This is a genomic window from Sulfurimonas sp. HSL-1716, from assembly GCF_039645975.1.
Taxonomy (GTDB): domain Bacteria; phylum Campylobacterota; class Campylobacteria; order Campylobacterales; family Sulfurimonadaceae; genus Hydrocurvibacter; species Hydrocurvibacter sulfurireducens.
Genome location: NZ_CP147918.1, coordinates 1,599,580 through 1,617,522, shown reverse-complemented (window position 1 = coordinate 1,617,522; position 17,943 = coordinate 1,599,580). Strand labels below are relative to the sequence as shown.

Genomic DNA, 17,943 nt, shown 5'->3' with positions numbered 1-17,943 from the left:
TTTACTTAGCGCTTTAGTGCTGCATGCAGGTTCTTTTGAAGATTTCAAAAGAACGCAGACCGAGTCTTTTAAAAAATACAAAGATGAAAGAGACGCTGCGTTTAACAACTATCTAAAAGAGCAGTGGAAAGCATATAAAGAGTTTGCAGGACAGCCTCTTTATGAAAAACCAAAACCAAAAGTAGTTCCCAAAACTACCTATGTAGAACCGCCGAGTCTTGGGCCTAAGATCATCATCAAGATCAAAAAACCGATTGAAAAAGCCGAAGTACCTGCTATTCCGGTGCCGAAAAAAGAGATCACACAGAAACCTCAAGCAGTACAGCCTCCAAAAGCGGAAGAAAAGCCGCTTCCCGTGATCGTTGTTAAAAAAGCAGAGACTCCTAAAGCAGGAACTGCGTTTATGTTTTATGGCTCCATGCTGAGCTTTGATGTTCCCGATACGATCAAGAAGGCAAGATTCTCTCCGAAAACTCAAGAAGGGATCGCCGGATTTTTCGATGTTTTGGCTTCGAGTGATTATAAAGGACTGGTGCAGAGCATAAAAGAGGTGCAAAGCGACATGAAGCTCAATGACTGGGGTGTCTATCTTTTGGTAAACGATATCTCCTCCAAAGTATTTGCATCGCAGGACGAGGCGACTCTTCTTAGCTGGTTTATATTCAATAAACTCGGATATGCAGTGAGAGTGGGACTTGCAGATAAGCATGTAGTGATGCTGCATTATTCAAAAAAGATCATCTACTCTACGCCAAACTATACGTTAAACGATAAGAAGTATTATGCGCTCTCTTTTTATAACAAAAACGGAGTCGGGCGCCTGTTTACTTACAATCAAGATTATCCGGACGCGACAAAACCGATGGATCTGGGTGTAAAAGAGCTTCCAAACTTCGTAGATGACAAAAATGCAAAAACCCTGAAGTTTAAATATCAGGGAACGGAGTATAAGATAGATTTCGTCTATAACAAGAACATCATCGATTTTATGGCTTCGTACCCTCAGGCGGATTACGATACCTATTTCGACGCTCCGATAGAGAACCAAAGCTATGTTCAAATAGCAGCAGCACTCAAAAAATATCTGGACGGCAAGCGTGCAAGCGATGCTATGAACTTTGTCCTTTCTTTCGTGCAGCATGCGTTTATCTATCAGACCGATCCTGAACAGTTTGGAAGAGAGAAACCGATGTTTGCCGAGGAGACTTTGTATTATGATAAATCCGATTGTGAGGACAGGGCGGTTTTGTATGCGTATCTGATGAAAAAGCTCTTTAACGTCAATATCGTAGGGATCAAATATAAAGATCACATGGCAACCGCCGTACAGATACCGCTTAAAGGGGATTCTCTAAATATTCAAAACAAACGTTTCGTTATTGCCGATCCGACATACATCAACGCGACCATAGGACAAAGTATGCCGCAGTACAAAAGTGTCATACCCGAATCGTTTATAAGGGTAAAAGTCAACTAAGTGTAAAAAGCTCTGTTAAAACGCCCTTTAGTAATTATATGCCACTTTATATGTCGGGTCGTCGTCGGCTTCTATAAAGGTGCAGTGTCTTCCCGCTGCAATCAGCAGATTTTTGCAGTCACGGCTTAGATGACGAAGCATAAGCGTTTTTCCGGCATCTTCATATTTTTTCGTTATGACGTTTATCGCTTCAACGCCCGATGAGTCCATGACTCGGGCATTTTTGAACTCCAGTATCACTCTTTGGCTGTCATCGTCGACATCGAAAATATCCATAAATGAAGAGGATGAAGCAAAAAACAGCGGACCGTCGAGTTCGTAGATCTTTGTTCCATCGTCTGTAAAACTTACTTTTGCGTAGATGCGTGCATGTTTCCATGCAAATACGAGTGCAGAGATGATGACTCCGGCTATCACGGCGGTGGCTAGATCCGCAAAGATAGTGATAAGCGTCACGGAGACGACGATAAAAGCATCTTCGCGAGGCATATGTTTTAGGTGAGAGAAACTGCTCCACTCGAACGTTCCGATGCTTACCATAAACATGATCCCGACAAGTACTGCGATAGGGATGATATTGAGCGTGTCTGTAAGTGACGCGACGAGCACCATCAATCCGATCGCCGCCGTAACACTCGAAAGCCGTCCGAGACCGCCTGAAGTAAAATTGATGATGGACTGGCCGATCATCGCGCATCCCGGCATAGCGCCAAAGAGTCCGCAGGTAAGGTTTCCTGTTCCAAGGGCGATACACTCTTTGTTTCCGCTTCCTCTGGTATCGCTCATCTCATCAAGAACTGAAAGCGTCAGAAGCGATTCTATAAGACCGACCATCGCCACTATAAAGGCATATGGAAGAACCATCTTGAAAGCTTCAAAACTAAGAATAGTATCGGGAATATAAAATGAAGGAAGCTGTCCCTTAAAGGCGCTTAGATTTGCCATATCTCCTACAAGCATCGTATCTATATGCAGATAGTAGACGCCTACGGTAAGAGCGATGATCGCAACAAGCCCTGAGGGCACCGCTTTTGTGAACTTTGGTAAAAAATACATGATGAGCATCGTGACGGCAACAAGAAGATACATCGCATATCCCTGTCCATGAAAGAACTTGAACTGTGCCATAGCGATCACGATGGCAAGTCCGTTGACAAAGCCGTAGATCGCAGGCAGGGGAACCAAACGGATAAATTTACCCAGCTTCAAGACACCGGCAGCTATTTGGATAAGACCGGCAAGAATTGCAGCGAGCGTTATATACTGCAATACTCCAAAGGCAAGCTCGTTGCCGCTGAGGCCCTGTGAAACTAGCAAAGAACGGGCCTCGAGCGTAAGCCCTACAAGAACTACCGCGACCGAGCCTGTTGCTCCGCTTATCATACCCGGTTTTCCGCCGATAAGCGCGGTAACAAGACCGAGTATAAAAGCGGTGTAGAGACCGACTATTGGACTGACGTTGACTATGAATGAAAAAGCAATAGCTTCAGGAACGAGTGCGACGGCGACGACAAGTCCCGAGAGTATATCGTTTTTGATGTTGGAGGTGTCGTATTTTCTTATATCGAACAAATTTCTAGCCTTTAAAAATATAGAATAAAAAAAATTTCGGAATTATAGCTAAAGAGTCATAAAGGCTGGCTTGCCGCATAGAGGTTTGATTTTTGTGGAAGTATTGAAAAAGAATAGAGGCTTTTACCCAAAGAGTCCGGCTCTTCGGGATTTCAAGATTTTAGCGAGTTAAGCTGCTCTATCACCTTTTCCTGCTTGCTTTGCGCGTCTGCAAGGGCTTCACGGTTTTTGGCGAGTACGTCCTCGGGAGCGTTGGCAACGAATCTTTCGTTGTTTAACATACCGTTTAATTTCGCTATCTCTTTTTCAAGCTTCTCGCTCTGTTTTTCTAAACGCGAGATGATAGGAGAGAGGTCTATGGAAGCAGTCGGAATGAACACCTCGCATTTTTCGCCGATATCGCTTACCGCATCGGCTATTTTGCTATCGCAGAACTCTATCTCTTCGACTTTCGCGAGTTTTTCAATGTATGGTTTCATCATCTCTTTGTCTTTTTCGGTTGCACCGTCTATTTTCACATACGCTTTGGCGATCTTCTGGTTTGCCATATCCACGAGAACTTTTGCACGTCTGATAGATATGATGGCATCCATGATGATTTCAAATTTGGCTTCCTCTTTTTCGCGTTTTTTTGTTTTTGTAGGAAATTTTGAGATCATGATAGATTCGGTGTCTTCGAGCTCTTTGCCTGAAAGTTCCTGATAGAGATACTCTGTGATAAAAGGCATAAACGGATGCAGAAGTCTCATCGCTTCTTTGAATATCGCTCCAAGTTCGATTATGGAAGCTTTGTCTGCCTTAGAGAGTTCGATACCCCAGTCGCAGAATTCGTTCCATAAAAATCTGTACAGTACCGTAGCAGCATCGTTGAATCTGTATTCATCCAAATATGCACGAACCTCTTTTGTTGCCATGTTTAGGCGTGAGACCATATATTTTCCCAGATTCGTGTCCATACAAAAACCGTTGATATCCGGGAAGGTTTGGGCATTCATCTGCAGATATTTGGCCGCATTGTAGAGCTTGTTGGTAAAGTTACGGGTCTGCTCCAGTTTATCATTGCTCATACGGATGTCGCGCCCCTGCGCCGCACTGATAGCCAGAGTAAAGCGCAGGATGTCTGCACTATAGTCGTTGATGGTGTCAAGAGGATCAATCACGTTGCCTTTTGATTTGCTCATTTTATCGCCGTTCTCATCGCGGACAAGTGCATGTAGGTAGATATGCTCAAACGGCAGCTTATCCATAAACGTTTCACCCATCATCATCATTCTTGCGACCCAGAAGAAAAGGATGTCAAAGCCTGTGATAAGAAGAGAGTTCGGGTAGAACTCTTTTAAATCGTCAGTCTCAAACAGTCTGTCCATCTCGCTGTCGCCGTTACCCCATCCAAGAGTTGAGAAAGGCCAAAGCGCAGATGAGAACCATGTATCTAGGACGTCAGGGTCTTGTGCAAACTCTTTTGAAGCACATTTTGGACACTGCGTTGGATGTTCATCTATACTTGCCCACTCATGGTCGCAAGAAGAGCAGTAAAATACCGGTATCTGATGTCCCCACCAAAGCTGACGGGAGATACACCAGTCACGCAGTTCGCCCATCCAAGAGTTATAGCTGTTGATCCAGTGAGGAGGAAAAAATTTCGCAAGACCATCATTTGTCTTCTCGATAGATTTGTTAGCGATCTCACTTCTAATGAACCACTGTTTTGAGATGTACGGCTCGACCACGTTTTTACAGCGGTAACAGTGTCCCACTTGATGCGTATGCTCTTCGACCTTTGCCATAAACCCTTCTTCATCGAGACGTTTTACGATAGAGCTGCGTGCGGCAAGACGCTCCAAACCTTTGAATTCGCCGGCAAAATCGTTAAGTATTCCGTTTTCGTCAAATACCGTGATGAACTCCAAGTCGTGACGTTTTCCAACTTCGTAGTCGTTTGGATCATGTGCAGGGGTCACTTTTACCATACCCGTTCCAAATTCCATATCAACGTAGCTGTCCGCAATGATAGGGATCTCTCGCTCAGTTAAAGGCAGTTTGACTTTTTTTCCGATGAGGTGTTTGTACCTTTCATCTTCGGGATGTACCATGACAGCTGTATCTCCGAAGTATGTTTCAGGTCTCGTCGTTGCTACGGTGATCTCTCCGCTGCCGTCTGCAAACGGGTATTTCATATGGTAGAAGTTTCCCTGATGTTCTTCGTACTCCACTTCGATGTCGCTGAGCGCGCCGTCATGCGTACACCAGTTGACCATGTAGTTTCCGCGGATGATAAGCCCTTCGTTGTAGAGGTGGACAAACGCTTCACGAACCGATTTTTGCAGACCCGCATCCATTGTAAATCTCTCACGTTTCCAAGCAGGAGAAACTCCAAGTTTACGTAGCTGAGAAACCATAGTATTACCGCTGAACTCTTTCCACTTCCAAGCACGTTTTAAGAACTCTTCTCGTCCGAGTTCCTCTTTTGTTTTTCCTTCGGCCATGATCTGTTTTTCCACAACGTTTTGCGTAGCGATCCCCGCATGATCGGTTCCCGGCTGCCACAGGGTCTTATATCCGTCCATTCTTTTATATCTGGTGATAATATCTTGCAGCGTGAATGTAAGCGCATGACCGATGTGAAGACTTCCCGTGACGTTTGGAGGAGGCATCATGATTGCGAATTTTTTATCATCTTCTTGGATGGCTTTGTTTCCGTCTATCTCAAAATAGCCTCTGTTTTCCCAAAGTTTATAAAATCTATCTTCTATTTTGCCGGGTTCATAGCTGTTGGTGGACATAAAATTACCTTAAAATTGTGGATTAAAATTTCGCGATTATAACCAAAATGACGTGAAAATATCCTTACATACCGATAACGGCAATTTTGGAATAGCTTTTGCTTTTTAACAAAAATATAGAAATTACATAAGGAAGCGATATGACTTACGAAGTAAAAACAGAGATACTCGGCTTTGAGAATATCAGCAGTATGGAGTTTATAGAAGTAGATAATCTTTTTGCGACTATTAAAAGTAACGGAGAACCTATCTCTTTTACATTGGTGAATCCCTATCTTTTAAGAGAGTATTCGTTCGATCTGCCAAATTCGGCAAAAGTTCTGCTCGGGATCGATGAAACGTCAAATATTTTAGTCTATAACATCATGGTCGTCCAAAATCCTTTGAACGAGTCAAGAGTTAACTTTCTGGCACCGATCATTTTCAATAAAGACAAAGGTTTGATGGGTCAGATCACTCTTCGTGCTGCGGATTACCCGAACTTTGGATTCGCTGAAGAATTAAAAACTTTTATGATAGCGGCATAATTTTACAATAAAGCAAATCTGGTATAATCCGTTTTTTAAATAAGGATCGTACCTCTTGCCACTATCACGTTTAAACGAACAGCAGCTCTCAGCAGCAACGGCTTCATTCGGTCACAATCTTATCATAGCTTCAGCCGGAACGGGGAAGACCTCCACGATAGTCGGACGCATTGCGCATCTCCTAAACAGCGGCGTTAAACCAAACGAAATACTTCTGCTTACTTTCACAAACAAGGCCGCAGCGGAGATGATCGAGCGCGTCGCCCAATATTTCGGAGCCGAGATCGCGGCAAAGATCGATGCGGGAACCTTTCACGCGGTGAGTTACAGATGGCTCAAACGCGAAGATAAAAGAGTAGTCTTAAAACAGCAAAGAGAGCTGAAGACGCTCTTTAGAAGCGTACATGATAAAAGAAGCTTCATGCATATTTCCGCCGAAGTGACTCCTTACGGCGGCAACTATCTTTATGATCTGTACTCATTTTACCAAAATACGGAGATGAGTCTTGATTTTGAAGTATGGATAAAAGAAAATCAGAGCGAACATGAAACGTTTGCGATGATATATGCGGATATCGTCGATGAATTCGAAGCATTAAAAACGCAATACGGTTTTTTGAATTTTAACGATCTGCTTATAAAGATGCGAGATCTGTGTAAAAACAAGGCTCTGGGATATAAAGAGGTCTTAATAGACGAGTATCAAGACACGAACGCTCTTCAGGGAACGCTGATCGATGCCATGAGACCCGAATCACTCTTTTGTGTCGGAGATTACGATCAAAGCATATACGCTTTTAACGGAGCGGATATATCTATTATAGGGAGCTTTTCTAAAAAGTTCAGCGATGCGAATATCTTTACCCTGAACAAAAACTACCGTTCTACCATCCCCATCCTTTCTCTTGCAAACAAGGTGATCTCTTACAATGAACGTATCTATCCAAAAGCCCTGGAGTTTACAAGAACACAAGAGAATGCCCGTGCACCGAAGCTGATAGCTTATGACGAGCTGTTCGATCAGTACCATGACATAGCCTCGTCCATCAGGGATTCCATGACTCAAAGGGATGAGATAGCCGTTATCTTTAGAAACAACTCTTCGGCTGACGGTATCGAAGTAGCCTTAAAAGAGCTTGGTATAGCCTGCAGAAGAAAAGGCGGAACGAGCTTTTTTGATTCAAAAGAGATAAAAGTTCTGCTTGATCTTTATACGCTTCTCATCAATGAGTCGGACATGATGGCTTTTATCCATCTATTCGAGTATGCCAAAGGTGTCGGAACGTCGATGGCAAAAGAGATATATATAGCTTTGAAAACTCTTGGAAACGGTTCTATTTTTTACGGTCTTTATGCGCCTGACAGTTCGATATCAAACCCATTTGAGAAAAGAACACTGAACCATCAGCTGGGACTTTTCGATGATTTTTTGGAACTCGGTGCGATAGGACGTTTTGCCAAGCTCGGATTTGAAGAGAAGTTTTTAAAGAACGTTGTTTTAAAGCATCCGAAACTGACGAAGGACGGTGCGATTTTTCTGCATCTGTTTTATCAGCTTTTCCGTGATCTTAAAGGAATAAAGCAGCCTAAAACGATTGTCAGGAAGATGGCTTCATCAGAGCTGTATAAGCTGATAATCAATCAGCTTGCACAAAAAAGGGCACAGTTAAAAGACGGTTCGATAGACGAGCGTTTAGAACAGGAAGCAAAGTCAAGAATATCTAGAAAATCGATACTGCTTGAAGAACTCTCTAAACCGTATAAGGAGCATGAGCGGTTTTTAAACGCCATGATACTGGGTTCTCAGGATTTGACACAAGGTGAAGGCGTGCATCTGCTTAGTATTCATGCATCCAAAGGGCTGGAGTATCAGGAGGTCTATGTTATCGATTTGATGGACGGAAGATTTCCAAATAGAAAATTGATGTCCAGAGGCGGCAGCATAGAGGAGGAGAGAAGACTTTTTTATGTTGCGGTCACACGCGCAAAAGATATACTTTATCTAAGTTTTGCGAAATACGACAAGATAAAAAAGATAGATTTTGCAGCTTCACAGTTTTTGTATGAGGCCGGACTTATTGCGATGGATGAAAATTATAAGAAGCTGGTCAAAAAAAATAATAAAGATGAAGAGAAATAGATTTTTAAATGAGAAAATCTAGCATGTGAAGAAGATATTTTATCTTCTTCCATGGACGGCGTTGCCCATATCCCACATAGGCAGGAATATCCCCAGTGCCAATAATAAAACCATGGCTGCGATGATAAAGAGCATGACGGGCTCGATGGCTTCGGACAATCCGTCGATAATGGCATCAAATCTCATTTTATAGTAATCTGCGACTTTTTGCATCATCGAATCCAGCTGACCGCTCGATTCACCCGCGGACACCATTTGTACAATCATATTTTCAAACAGCTCGGTCTCTTTTAAACCCGTATTGAGCGTTCCGCCCTTTTCAACAGTGGCTCTGACAGTAGAAAGTTTCTCTTTTAAAGGAAGGTTGTCGATCATCGTAATGGAAGTCTCCAGAGCTTCTGCAATTGGGATACCTGCACGCACGAGCTCTGAAAAGACAAGGGTAAAACGGCTTAGGGTAGCAAATTTAATGATATTTTTTATGAGATACACTCGTAAAAGAAACTTATGAAAGCCGTACCGTATATTTCTATAGTTATTAATCAGATATTTAAAGATCATATAAATGATAAACAGTGCAGCCAAAAGATACGGACCGAAGTTGTTAAAGAGATATTCCAGTTTTAAAAGAATGATGGTCGGAAGCGGAAGCTGTGCTCCAAGCTCTTCGAAAATGGATTTGAACTGAGGCACGACGTAAGAGATAAGTATGGTAAAAGCGACAGCCATAGCGATCATAACATTTCTTGGGTATGCCATTGCTTTTTTGAATTTGATAATGTTTGAACGTATCTCTTCGAGCATGTCCGAAAGGGAGTACAGAGCTTCTGCGACATTCCCTGTTTTCTCACCGAGCTCGACCATAGCTAATGTAAGGTTACCGAGTTCGTATCTATAGTTTCCTACGGCATGGGAAAGACTGTGCCCAGAATTTATGTCGTCTGCAATAGATAAGAAGATGTCTCTTAAATTTTCGTCATTGGTCGAGCGAGCGATCTCTTTGATGGAGTCATGTATGGAAATACCGGCGTTTGTCATAACGGCCAGTTGTCTTGTCGATGCGATCAATGCATCCTGTTTTACTTTTTTTCTTTTTAGATTTTTTGTCAGGCTCGCTTTAAATTGTTTTAACTGCTCCTCTAATGGAGGTTTTGATTCAACAACTTTGATTATTATCCCTGAAAACTTGATCTTTGCAAGATAATGAGCTTCTTTTTTACTCTCAGCATAAAACCCGTGTTCCTCTTTCTTTCCTTTTGAAAGAACAGTTGCAGTAAAATAATTCATACTTTTGCCACCCTTAATATCTCTTCAAATGTCGTTACGCCGTTTATCGCTTTTTGCATGCCGTTTTCAAACATACCGATAAAACCCTCTTCGATCGCTTGTTTATGCAGATCCTCTTTCGATGAATTTTTCGCGATCATACTAGATAGTTTTTCAGATATCGGCAGAACCTCACATATCATCTCACGCCCCATATAACCCGTTCCGTTACACTCGTTACATCCTTCGCCTTTATAAAAGATCGTATCTTTAGGGATCATATATCTATATGTCTCTAAAGAAGATTCCGGCAGATGGTCTGGAGCCTTGCAGTTAGGACAGATCTTTCTTACAAGTCTTTGTGCCTGAACCGTGACCAAAGCACCGCTTATAAGATAAGGTTCGATTCCCATATCGATCATACGCGGGATCGCGCTGATTGAGTCGTTCGTATGTAGCGTAGAGATCACCAGGTGACCCGTCAATGCTGCTTTGATAGCGATCTCAAGTGTTTCCTGGTCACGGATCTCCCCGATCATTATCTTATCGGGGTCTTGACGGAGTATAGATCTTAATGCGTCGGCAAAACTGAGACCGACACTGGCATTTACCTGAACCTGCTGAATTAGGTTCATCCTGTACTCTACGGGATCTTCAACCGTGATCACCTTGTCTTCCACGTTTCTCAGTTCGTTCAACGCACCGTAAAGCGTAGTTGTCTTTCCTGAACCGGTAGGTCCGGTGACCAGGATTATCCCAAAAGGAGAGCCCAGACCTTTTAGCAGCTTGTTATAGCTTGCGGTATCCATTCCGGCGTCTTCGAGTTTTACCAGCGCTTTGGTTTTATCCAAGATACGCATAACTATGGATTCTCCGTAAAGTATAGGCAATGTCGATATACGAAAATCGAACTCTCTATCGCTCAGTGTTGCCGAAAAACGGCCGTCCTGAGGTTTTCTTTTTTCCGCAATATCAAGATTTGCCAAAAGCTTTAGTCTTGATGCAAGGGGCGGATATATATCTTTGTCAAAGATGAATATCTCGCTTAACTTGCCGTCGATACGCGAACGTATGACACAGTTCTTTTCCGTCGGTTCGACATGGATATCGCTGGCTCTGCTTTTTATACACGCATTTAGTATTACATCAATAAGCTGAAGAATGGATGAAGCTTCCTGCTGTTCTTCTATGCTTCCGATGGAGTTAAGTTCCGTTCGGATATTGGTGACAAGCTCTTTTACACTGTCTTTAAGGGCGATCTTAAACAGGTACTCTTGTATCTGTTTGTTTGTGGCGATCGCTACTTTGACCGGCTTTCTTGGAAATATCCTCTGGATAGCTTCCTGTGCCTCGATATTAAACGGATCCGCAAAGACGACGATCAGATTCAGATCGTCTTGGGATATCGGAAGAAGATTATATTTTTTTAACTGGTTCAACGGAACGCGCTCTGCCAGTTTATAGTCCATATCTATCGAATCAAGGTCGACAAAATTCAGGTGCATCGCTTCAGCAAGAGATTGAAGAACATCGGACTCTTTAATAAATTGATAGTTTTTTAAGATGCTGATGGCGTATTTGCCGCTTTTTATCTGTTCGACTATAAACCGCTTCACGAAATTCGCCGAAACGGCACCGACTTTTATAAGTGTATATAATACGGTGTCTTCATGGACGCCATGTGAGACCAATCTGTCGATTTGACGTTGGGTAATATGATTATGTGTCAATAAATCTAAAGTGATTCTATCCATACTTTACCCTTGTTTATCTATATATATGTTTTTTTACCAATGTCGAATCATATAACTCTTCGATAACCATATTGCTTGAATCCGCATTGCCGGACAAATACAGTTTATAAGTTATTTTAGCATTATTTGGATCAATAAATACATAGAGCGGAATCTTTTTATGTATTTGCAGGTTTGAGTAGAGGTCAAATACTTTAGATAAGATGTTATCCGTTGTGGGAAGTTTTAACGATTTTATGTTGTAATTGTCCTTTAAAGAGTGCTCCAATAATTTTTTCTGCATCAATATGATCGACAAGTAAGCGGCGTTGGAACGGGCTTCTTTTGAGTTTTTTAAGATCGTTATGGGAACGCTTAATCTATCTATATAGTCTGCATTAAGACAGGAAAAAGCATAGATAGACACGAAATTTTCATCATCTCTGTGTTTACTGAAATGCAGTAATCCAAGCTTGCAGGCTTTATCATACTGTTTTAACTGGTATAAACTGTAAATATCCTGTTTTGCGTCGGAAAAAAGGAGGGTAAAGAGGGATATGAGCAGAAGAAGCGATCTCATTGAAAACGTCCTGTCTGTATCTCATCGAGCAATGTTATGGCAGTTTGAGAATTTGAATTTTTGATGTAGGATTTAAGCGTGTTCACGGCCATATCTTTTTGTCCGAGTTTTACTAACGATTTTGCAAAAATGATCCAGCTCATATCTATCTTATTATCGATCTGATTCGTTACAAGAGCATAATTATAGGATAGATCGTATTTTTTCATAGCATAATATTTTTTAGCCAGAAAAAGGCTTAATACGGGATTATTGGTCTTTTTGAATCTTTGAATCACGTCTTGCAGGTTTTTATCGACACTGTGCATTTTGATAGTGATCTCGCTCTTTTTTTCCTCTTTTACGGGATCCGGTTTCTTTTTAACTACTTTTGGCTTGGGATGTACACTGCTTTTTACTTTCGCGGCGGTTTTTTGAGGTGCTCTTTTCTTTACGGATTTTTTATTATTGCTTTTATCATCGTAATATGTGACCATGGAGTCTTCCATCTTATTGACAAAATTAAGAGACGGTTTGAGTACTAGCTTATCCTCTTCTTTTATATCGGCAGAGGTGTTAAGATCTTTTTTAACGGCTTGCACAACAGGCGGCACAGATATATTGACATCGGTGCGGGTCTTATTGTCCTCTTTTGCCGCTGCTGCTAGCTTTTTAGGTTCGGCCACTTTTTCGATCGGTTTTTTAGCAGGATAAAATATTATGACAAGCGGGACGGATACGATCACAAAAGCAAAGAGAAGAATATAGGGTAAAAAAGCTTTTAACTTATATTTTATCCATTTTTTTTCAAGTTCCGGCACATTAAGCATTGACAAGTCCTGTGGAGATAGCAGCCATCTCTATGATCTTATTGGATACGAAACTTCTATTTAGTTTATATGGCTGGTTATTGTCGTACCATTCGTATATTTCAAATAGCGAGTGTACCAGTTTGTTGGTATCTCTGTAATTGCCGCGGGTGATCTTATGTATCTTTTCTGCAGCTTTGTCATGAAACATATTTGCAATATCGAAGCAGTTAGCTTTCATAAGTTTTTTTTGTATGTATATTTTAAGTTCGCCACTTGTGGCATTGCTCAGTTCTATACTTTCCCAGATTCTTGTTTGAAAATGTTCTTTGGCGATAATATCCTCTTGTTCGGTCTTGTGAAGCACTATTACAAATTTTACGATTCTCGAATCGGACAGCAGTCTTATCTTCTCCATCAACTCCGGCGGGTAGAGTTGTGCTTCGTCAAGCAGGATAAGAGGAACATGTTTTGACTCATAGTTTTTAGCGATTTTTAAGAACTGTGTCAAGTTCAGTTCCCCGTTATATTTCACTTCAAAAAGATCGGCTGCCAGAGATTTGAAAAACTCGCTTTCATCTATAAGCGGAGTGCTGTACAGATGGATCTTCTGATGTTTGGAAAGATCGCTAAAAAGCTTGGTGAGGAGCATACTCTTTCCTGTACCCGGTTTTCCGTAGAGAAGTATCATCTTCAATGGTTTTTGTACAGTCTCTTTAAGTGATTGATATATACTTGAACTGCGGTCTATATGAACGTAGTTCTTCGCATCGACCGTATCAAGAAAAACCATTTTAGGTTTTTCATAAATACTATTATTTGTCATCCTGTTTTTCAGCTTTCTTTGTTGACTTGTTTTCTGTTGTGCCTTTTTCTAACTCTTCTGCCGTCAGGTTGTGGTTAAGCAGATTATTGCTGATGCCTTCATATCCAAGATCGGAAAGTGAAAGGTTTGATTTTGCTTTTCGAATGATATGAGGTTCGATGACTATTACGAGCTCCTCAATTTGCTTAGTGTTTTCTTCGCGTCTGAAAAGATAGCTAAGGCCTGGGATACTTCCAAGTATCGGTACATGGTTACCGCCTTTTGAAGTGCTCGTATGAATCAGACCTCCTAAGATTATCCTGTTGCCGTCTTTAACGGTTACGACAGAAGAAAGCTGTCTTCTGTTAAGATCGGGCGGTGTAGTTCTGTTCGCAGATGACGTATTGGACATATCAGTTGTCGTTTCCGATAGAGACGGGTTTATTTTCAATGTGATCATATCGTTATCGGATATTTCAGGTGTGATATCCAAAAGAATTCCTGCAAATACGGAGCTTATCTCTTCGTTTTGCGTAGTAGCAGCCACTCCGCCGCCTGTTCCCTGCTGGTTAGTCGATTGCTGTATTTTATAAAAATATTCCGTTCCCGCAGTTACGAGTGCGGGCTGATTATTTAGAGTCAATACTTTAGGATTTGAGATCGAGCTTACGTTTCCTTGTGTTTTTAAGAATTTGACGACTTGATCCAGATCGATGCTTGCTCCGGTTGCTTTGATATAGTCATCACCTGACGCATGATCGGTGTTGTACGAGGCATCGACTTTTATATTTTGCAGTTTATACAGCTGGCTCCAGTCGATACCGGTCGTTTTGCTTTTACTCATAGAAACGGTTAAGAGCTGAACGTCGATAAGAACCTGCAGTTTGACCTTGTCTTGCAGCTTTTTCAAATATTTGTCAAGTCTGTTGATCTGTTCTTGCGTAGCCGTAACGGTGATAAGTCCGGCATTTTTGTTTATGATTGGAGCTTCGGCTTTATATTTATCTTCAGGTCTGTTAAGCACATGTTCGAGCTCTTTATCCAGCTGTGCCCAGAACACTACTTCATCAGTAGATTCTATCGATATTCCCGAGTTTGCCGTAGAAGGATTGGTTGTTGTTACAGTAGAAGATGCCGTTGCCGTCGATGAACTTGTTGTACCAGATGCCGCTGTATCAAGGCTGCTGGCCCCTCCGGAAGATGAGAGGGTGACGTCGGTGCTGCCTTTTCCTTTTCTTTGGGAAAGAATATAGTCTATGTTGAACACTCTTGTATTTAAATACGAGATCTTAAGTATATTGTTCTCAAAAGAGTAGGTTAAGTTGTTTTGTTTGAGTATCAGGTCCAATACCTCGTTGATAGTAAGATTCTTTATATGAGTTTTATTTAACGGAGTTCTCAGTATTTTTTCCGCCTGTGAATCGGAAACGACGACGGTAAATTCACATTCATCACTAAGCTGGTCGATAAAGTCCGTGATTCTGGTACCTTTTACCGAGCTGATATTAAACAGCTCATACGTACAATCCGCCGATACAGAAGTAGATAATAACATTAATGCTGCTACTGTACTTACAACCGATGTTTTTAATATGTTTTTGTATTGTGTTTTCATATTATTTTCCTACTTTGTATTGATTTTTATATTTTTATTATCTTTTTTTATCGATAATATTTTTACTTTCTTGTTTTTTACAAGAGACACTTTTACTTTATCGATAGAAGTCACTTTGTAGCCTCGTACTTTATCGTTTATACCGTACCATCTGCCGTTGATGAACGCTTTTGAATTTATTATCAAAGTGACTCTTAGAGGCCATATTCGACGTTTTTTGAAGACTCTTGTGCCCGAGGCCGTTTTAGATTGGGCATTTTCTGCTTTCTCTTTTTTGACGACAAAGATAAAAGGCTGGTTGATCGTATCTATAAAGGCATTGGTCGTTCCTTTTCTTGCCGGTATGATAGCTCTTATCTGTTCATCGACCCAGGACAGCTCTTTGCTTTTTACGGTCCCTTGAGGCGCTTTTTCTATAGGGACGGCACCTTGGGCGAAAACAACGGATGACATAAGCAATACGCTTAGAATTAAGATTATATTCTTCATATCAATTGATCCCCCATACCGAGATATTAAGATCGCTATACAGCTTGTCTTCGGCTTTCATAGAGAGGTTGTGCAGATCAACGACCAAAAAGCTCTGCTCGATAGAGTTTATAAACTTGAGCGTATTTTTATACGTTCCGTCCACTCTTACGTTGATATCAAGGACATGTCCGAAGGTCGTGCTGTTCGTTGCATATTTATTATTGAAATTAAGTATTTTTACATTGTATTTTTTAGCATTTTCGGAAATCGAATCGATATATTCTCCCCATGTCTGCTCATCATAGAACAAAGAAGAGATCCTTTCGATCTGATATTTTATATATTCATTATAATCTTTGTACATCATGTATTGATTTTTTAACGTTTTGATCTCTTTATCCAGCTGAGCGACCGTAAGTTCGGTGTTTATCCTCAGGTACTCATTGTCGACATTTAGTTTCTGCTGGAGTCTTTCGACTTTTGCGTGTTCCTGGTCGAAAAGCGCTTTGGATGAATCAAACAAAGTCAGATATGACAGTGCGATTATAGAGACGACTATCAATATATACAGCATATACAGATCTTTTTTAGACTTTTGGTTGAGTACGTTATCTATCTTGTAAAGGTAGTCTTCAATATTTGTTTTCATAGCAGTGTTACCTTCAGTTCACTAATATACTGTTTCTCTTTTTCATTATAATCTATACTTTCTAAAGAGAATTTGTATTTGTTAGTTTTTGATTTCGTTAGATACTCCAGCAGTTCGGTGATCTTTTTGTCAGTCGTCGACATCAAAGTAAATACGAACGCTTTTTTCCCCTCTTTTTCATCATATGAGATGTTTGTGAGCATGATCGAGTATCTGTTGAGGTCTTTTGTCAATTCTGCCAAATGTTTAGATTTCATAGGGTAGTTGACTTTGACATCACGGATCTTCATTAGCGTGTTCTTTTTGTTGTTATACTCGTCTTCCTCTGCGTCTTTTAGTTTTTGGGCTTCTACTTTGTGTGCTTTTTTCAGCTTTATCGTAGCCTCTCGCGTAACCCTTGTATTATGTACTTCGGTATATTTTGTGTCCAAAATGGCGTATCTCAGACTTTCCGCATAAGCGAGTGACCAGTTCACAATAGGATATATAAGTCCTATCACCAAAGCAGCAGAGGTTAATAGGATCAGTTTTCCGCTTTCTCTTTTTATAAAAGGAGGAGGTCTGTTAAAGACGGTAAAATTACATTCATATCTCTGCTCGCCGGGCATCGTGGTATAAAGCTGCATAAGAGCATGAAGCTGGTTGATATGACCGGTATCGGAAGTATATCCATAGTCAAAATCGAAAGTGCTCGCCTTCACGGCAAGATATGTTTGAGCGTATTCGTCGAGTCCTGCGATACCGGTAAGTTCGCTTCCGATATAAATATGATCGATCTTTTCTATCTCAAACGCTCTTTTCGCATAAGTCAATACATCGCTGATATGTAAAAAGACTTCGGCAAAAAGTTTGATCAGATGTTTTTGGTACTCTTTGTTCGCTGTCGCCAATCCTTCGTTTGACAAGATCTGAAGGAATATATCAAGAGGAAGCTGTTCTCCGAGAAGTTCGCAAAATCTCTCGTAGATCTCTTTTAACGAATATTTCAGGGATTTTGTATAGACGAACTCATTTTCATTATATATGGTTAAAAAGGTGTCGTTTTCTTGAAAATATATAAAGCAGTGGACTCCCGCATCGTCAATGATCTCTTTCGTATAGAGCGTTTTTAACAATAGTGGAGCGGGGATGATCTGATCGATATACTTTATGTCTTCTACGACGTTTTTGAAATCTTCGTCCAGGGTAAGAGGATCGACGACGAATACGTGGAAGAACCTATTGCTCTCATCCACATTGTTGTATGCTTCGATATAGTTCGTTTTATACGAAATGGCCATATCAAGAGCCAGTTCTTCGTATACTTTGTTTTCTATGACATCGGGCAGGTCGTCTTCTGGTATATTTTTACTTACGCTTATCAGTGCGCTGATAAAACTTTTTGTTCCAAGATAGGATATGGCATACTGACTTTTAGAATATCCTGGATCCGATTCTTGACTTAGGTGACTAGATACACTTTTATAATATTCTCTTTTATATGGATCAACAGATATGACGCTTGTAAAACTCTGCTGCTTTTCTTGATTCATTTTGA

The 17,943-nt window shown here is 41.0% G+C and carries 14 protein-coding genes; 3 read left to right on the top strand and 11 right to left on the bottom strand.

The features are described from left to right. Positions 1-16: 16 nt before the first annotated feature. Entirely contained in the window at positions 17-1,477 is a 1,461-nt protein-coding gene (locus WCY03_RS08245; RefSeq protein ID WP_345991938.1) for a hypothetical protein, read from the top strand. A 27-nt stretch (positions 1,478-1,504) separates the two neighbouring features. Here the strand turns inward: WCY03_RS08245 and WCY03_RS08240 are convergent, their stop codons facing one another. Both WCY03_RS08240 and WCY03_RS08235 read right to left on the bottom strand, forming a co-directional pair. Continuing rightward, positions 1,505-3,049, bottom strand: a complete 1,545-nt coding sequence (locus tag WCY03_RS08240) for a SulP family inorganic anion transporter (RefSeq protein ID WP_345991936.1) — start codon at positions 3,047-3,049, stop codon at positions 1,505-1,507. Positions 3,050-3,201: 152 nt separating this feature from the next. Then, a complete protein-coding gene (locus WCY03_RS08235; RefSeq protein ID WP_345991934.1) occupies positions 3,202-5,832 on the bottom strand; it encodes a valine--tRNA ligase in 2,631 nt (876 codons plus the stop codon). A gap of 140 nt (positions 5,833-5,972) precedes the next feature. Between WCY03_RS08235 and fliW the strand changes: the two genes are divergently transcribed. Together fliW and WCY03_RS08225 are read left to right on the top strand one after the other, a co-directional pair. After that, positions 5,973-6,359, top strand: a complete 387-nt coding sequence (gene fliW, locus WCY03_RS08230) for a flagellar assembly protein FliW (protein WP_345991932.1) — start codon at positions 5,973-5,975, stop codon at positions 6,357-6,359. Positions 6,360-6,414: 55 nt separating this feature from the next. Beyond that, positions 6,415-8,499, top strand: coding sequence for an ATP-dependent helicase (locus WCY03_RS08225; protein ID WP_345991930.1), 2,085 nt, complete (start codon positions 6,415-6,417; stop codon positions 8,497-8,499). Positions 8,500-8,538: 39 nt separating this feature from the next. On the opposite strand, the gene WCY03_RS08220 is transcribed toward WCY03_RS08225, so the two are convergent. The 9 genes from WCY03_RS08220 to WCY03_RS08180 are packed head-to-tail and all read right to left on the bottom strand — an operon-like array spanning position 8,539 to position 17,938. Next, on the bottom strand, positions 8,539-9,786 hold the full coding sequence (locus tag WCY03_RS08220; RefSeq protein ID WP_345991928.1) for a type II secretion system F family protein: 1,248 nt from the start codon (positions 9,784-9,786) through the stop codon (positions 8,539-8,541). Further along, a complete protein-coding gene (locus WCY03_RS08215; protein ID WP_345991926.1) occupies positions 9,783-11,519 on the bottom strand; it encodes a GspE/PulE family protein in 1,737 nt (578 codons plus the stop codon). Before WCY03_RS08215 ends, WCY03_RS08220 begins: the two co-directional genes overlap by 4 nt. 13 nt (positions 11,520-11,532) lie before the next feature. After that, complete coding sequence (locus WCY03_RS08210) at positions 11,533-12,078, bottom strand: hypothetical protein (RefSeq protein ID WP_345991925.1); 546 nt, start codon at positions 12,076-12,078, stop codon at positions 11,533-11,535. Then, a complete protein-coding gene (locus WCY03_RS08205; protein ID WP_345991923.1) occupies positions 12,075-12,887 on the bottom strand; it encodes a hypothetical protein in 813 nt (270 codons plus the stop codon). The genes WCY03_RS08210 and WCY03_RS08205 overlap by 4 nt, the downstream gene beginning before the upstream one ends. Beyond that, positions 12,880-13,692, bottom strand: coding sequence for an ATP-binding protein (locus WCY03_RS08200; RefSeq protein ID WP_345991921.1), 813 nt, complete (start codon positions 13,690-13,692; stop codon positions 12,880-12,882). Before WCY03_RS08200 ends, WCY03_RS08205 begins: the two co-directional genes overlap by 8 nt. Further along, the gene (gene mshL / locus WCY03_RS08195; protein ID WP_345991920.1) at positions 13,682-15,286 is read right to left on the bottom strand and encodes a pilus (MSHA type) biogenesis protein MshL; all 1,605 of its coding nucleotides are present in this window, start codon (positions 15,284-15,286) and stop codon (positions 13,682-13,684) included. The genes WCY03_RS08200 and mshL overlap by 11 nt, the downstream gene beginning before the upstream one ends. A 9-nt stretch (positions 15,287-15,295) precedes the next feature. After that, positions 15,296-15,775 (bottom strand): hypothetical protein, encoded by a 480-nt coding sequence (locus WCY03_RS08190; protein WP_345991918.1) that lies wholly within the window; start codon positions 15,773-15,775, stop codon positions 15,296-15,298. A gap of 1 nt (position 15,776) precedes the next feature. Beyond that, positions 15,777-16,406 (bottom strand): type 4a pilus biogenesis protein PilO, encoded by a 630-nt coding sequence (pilO, locus tag WCY03_RS08185; protein WP_345991916.1) that lies wholly within the window; start codon positions 16,404-16,406, stop codon positions 15,777-15,779. Next, positions 16,403-17,938, bottom strand: coding sequence for a hypothetical protein (locus tag WCY03_RS08180; protein ID WP_345991914.1), 1,536 nt, complete (start codon positions 17,936-17,938; stop codon positions 16,403-16,405). The genes pilO and WCY03_RS08180 overlap by 4 nt, the downstream gene beginning before the upstream one ends. Positions 17,939-17,943 lie beyond the last annotated feature (5 nt).

Excerpts from the sequence above, each read along its gene's own strand:
- pilO (WP_345991916.1), bottom strand. The coding sequence starts at position 16,406 with ATGAAAACAAATATTGAAGACTACCTTTACAAGATAGATAACGTACTC.
- WCY03_RS08235 (WP_345991934.1), bottom strand. The coding sequence starts at position 5,832 with ATGTCCACCAACAGCTATGAACCCGGCAAAATAGAAGATAGATTTTAT.
- mshL (WP_345991920.1), bottom strand. The coding sequence starts at position 15,286 with ATGAAAACACAATACAAAAACATATTAAAAACATCGGTTGTAAGTACA.
- WCY03_RS08180 (WP_345991914.1), bottom strand. The coding sequence starts at position 17,938 with ATGAATCAAGAAAAGCAGCAGAGTTTTACAAGCGTCATATCTGTTGAT.
- WCY03_RS08205 (WP_345991923.1), bottom strand. The coding sequence starts at position 12,887 with ATGCTTAATGTGCCGGAACTTGAAAAAAAATGGATAAAATATAAGTTA.
- WCY03_RS08200 (WP_345991921.1), bottom strand. The coding sequence starts at position 13,692 with ATGACAAATAATAGTATTTATGAAAAACCTAAAATGGTTTTTCTTGAT.
- WCY03_RS08215 (WP_345991926.1), bottom strand. The coding sequence starts at position 11,519 with ATGGATAGAATCACTTTAGATTTATTGACACATAATCATATTACCCAA.
- WCY03_RS08220 (WP_345991928.1), bottom strand. The coding sequence starts at position 9,786 with ATGAATTATTTTACTGCAACTGTTCTTTCAAAAGGAAAGAAAGAGGAA.
- WCY03_RS08210 (WP_345991925.1), bottom strand. The coding sequence starts at position 12,078 with ATGAGATCGCTTCTTCTGCTCATATCCCTCTTTACCCTCCTTTTTTCC.
- fliW (WP_345991932.1), top strand. The coding sequence starts at position 5,973 with ATGACTTACGAAGTAAAAACAGAGATACTCGGCTTTGAGAATATCAGC.
- WCY03_RS08190 (WP_345991918.1), bottom strand. The coding sequence starts at position 15,775 with ATGAAGAATATAATCTTAATTCTAAGCGTATTGCTTATGTCATCCGTT.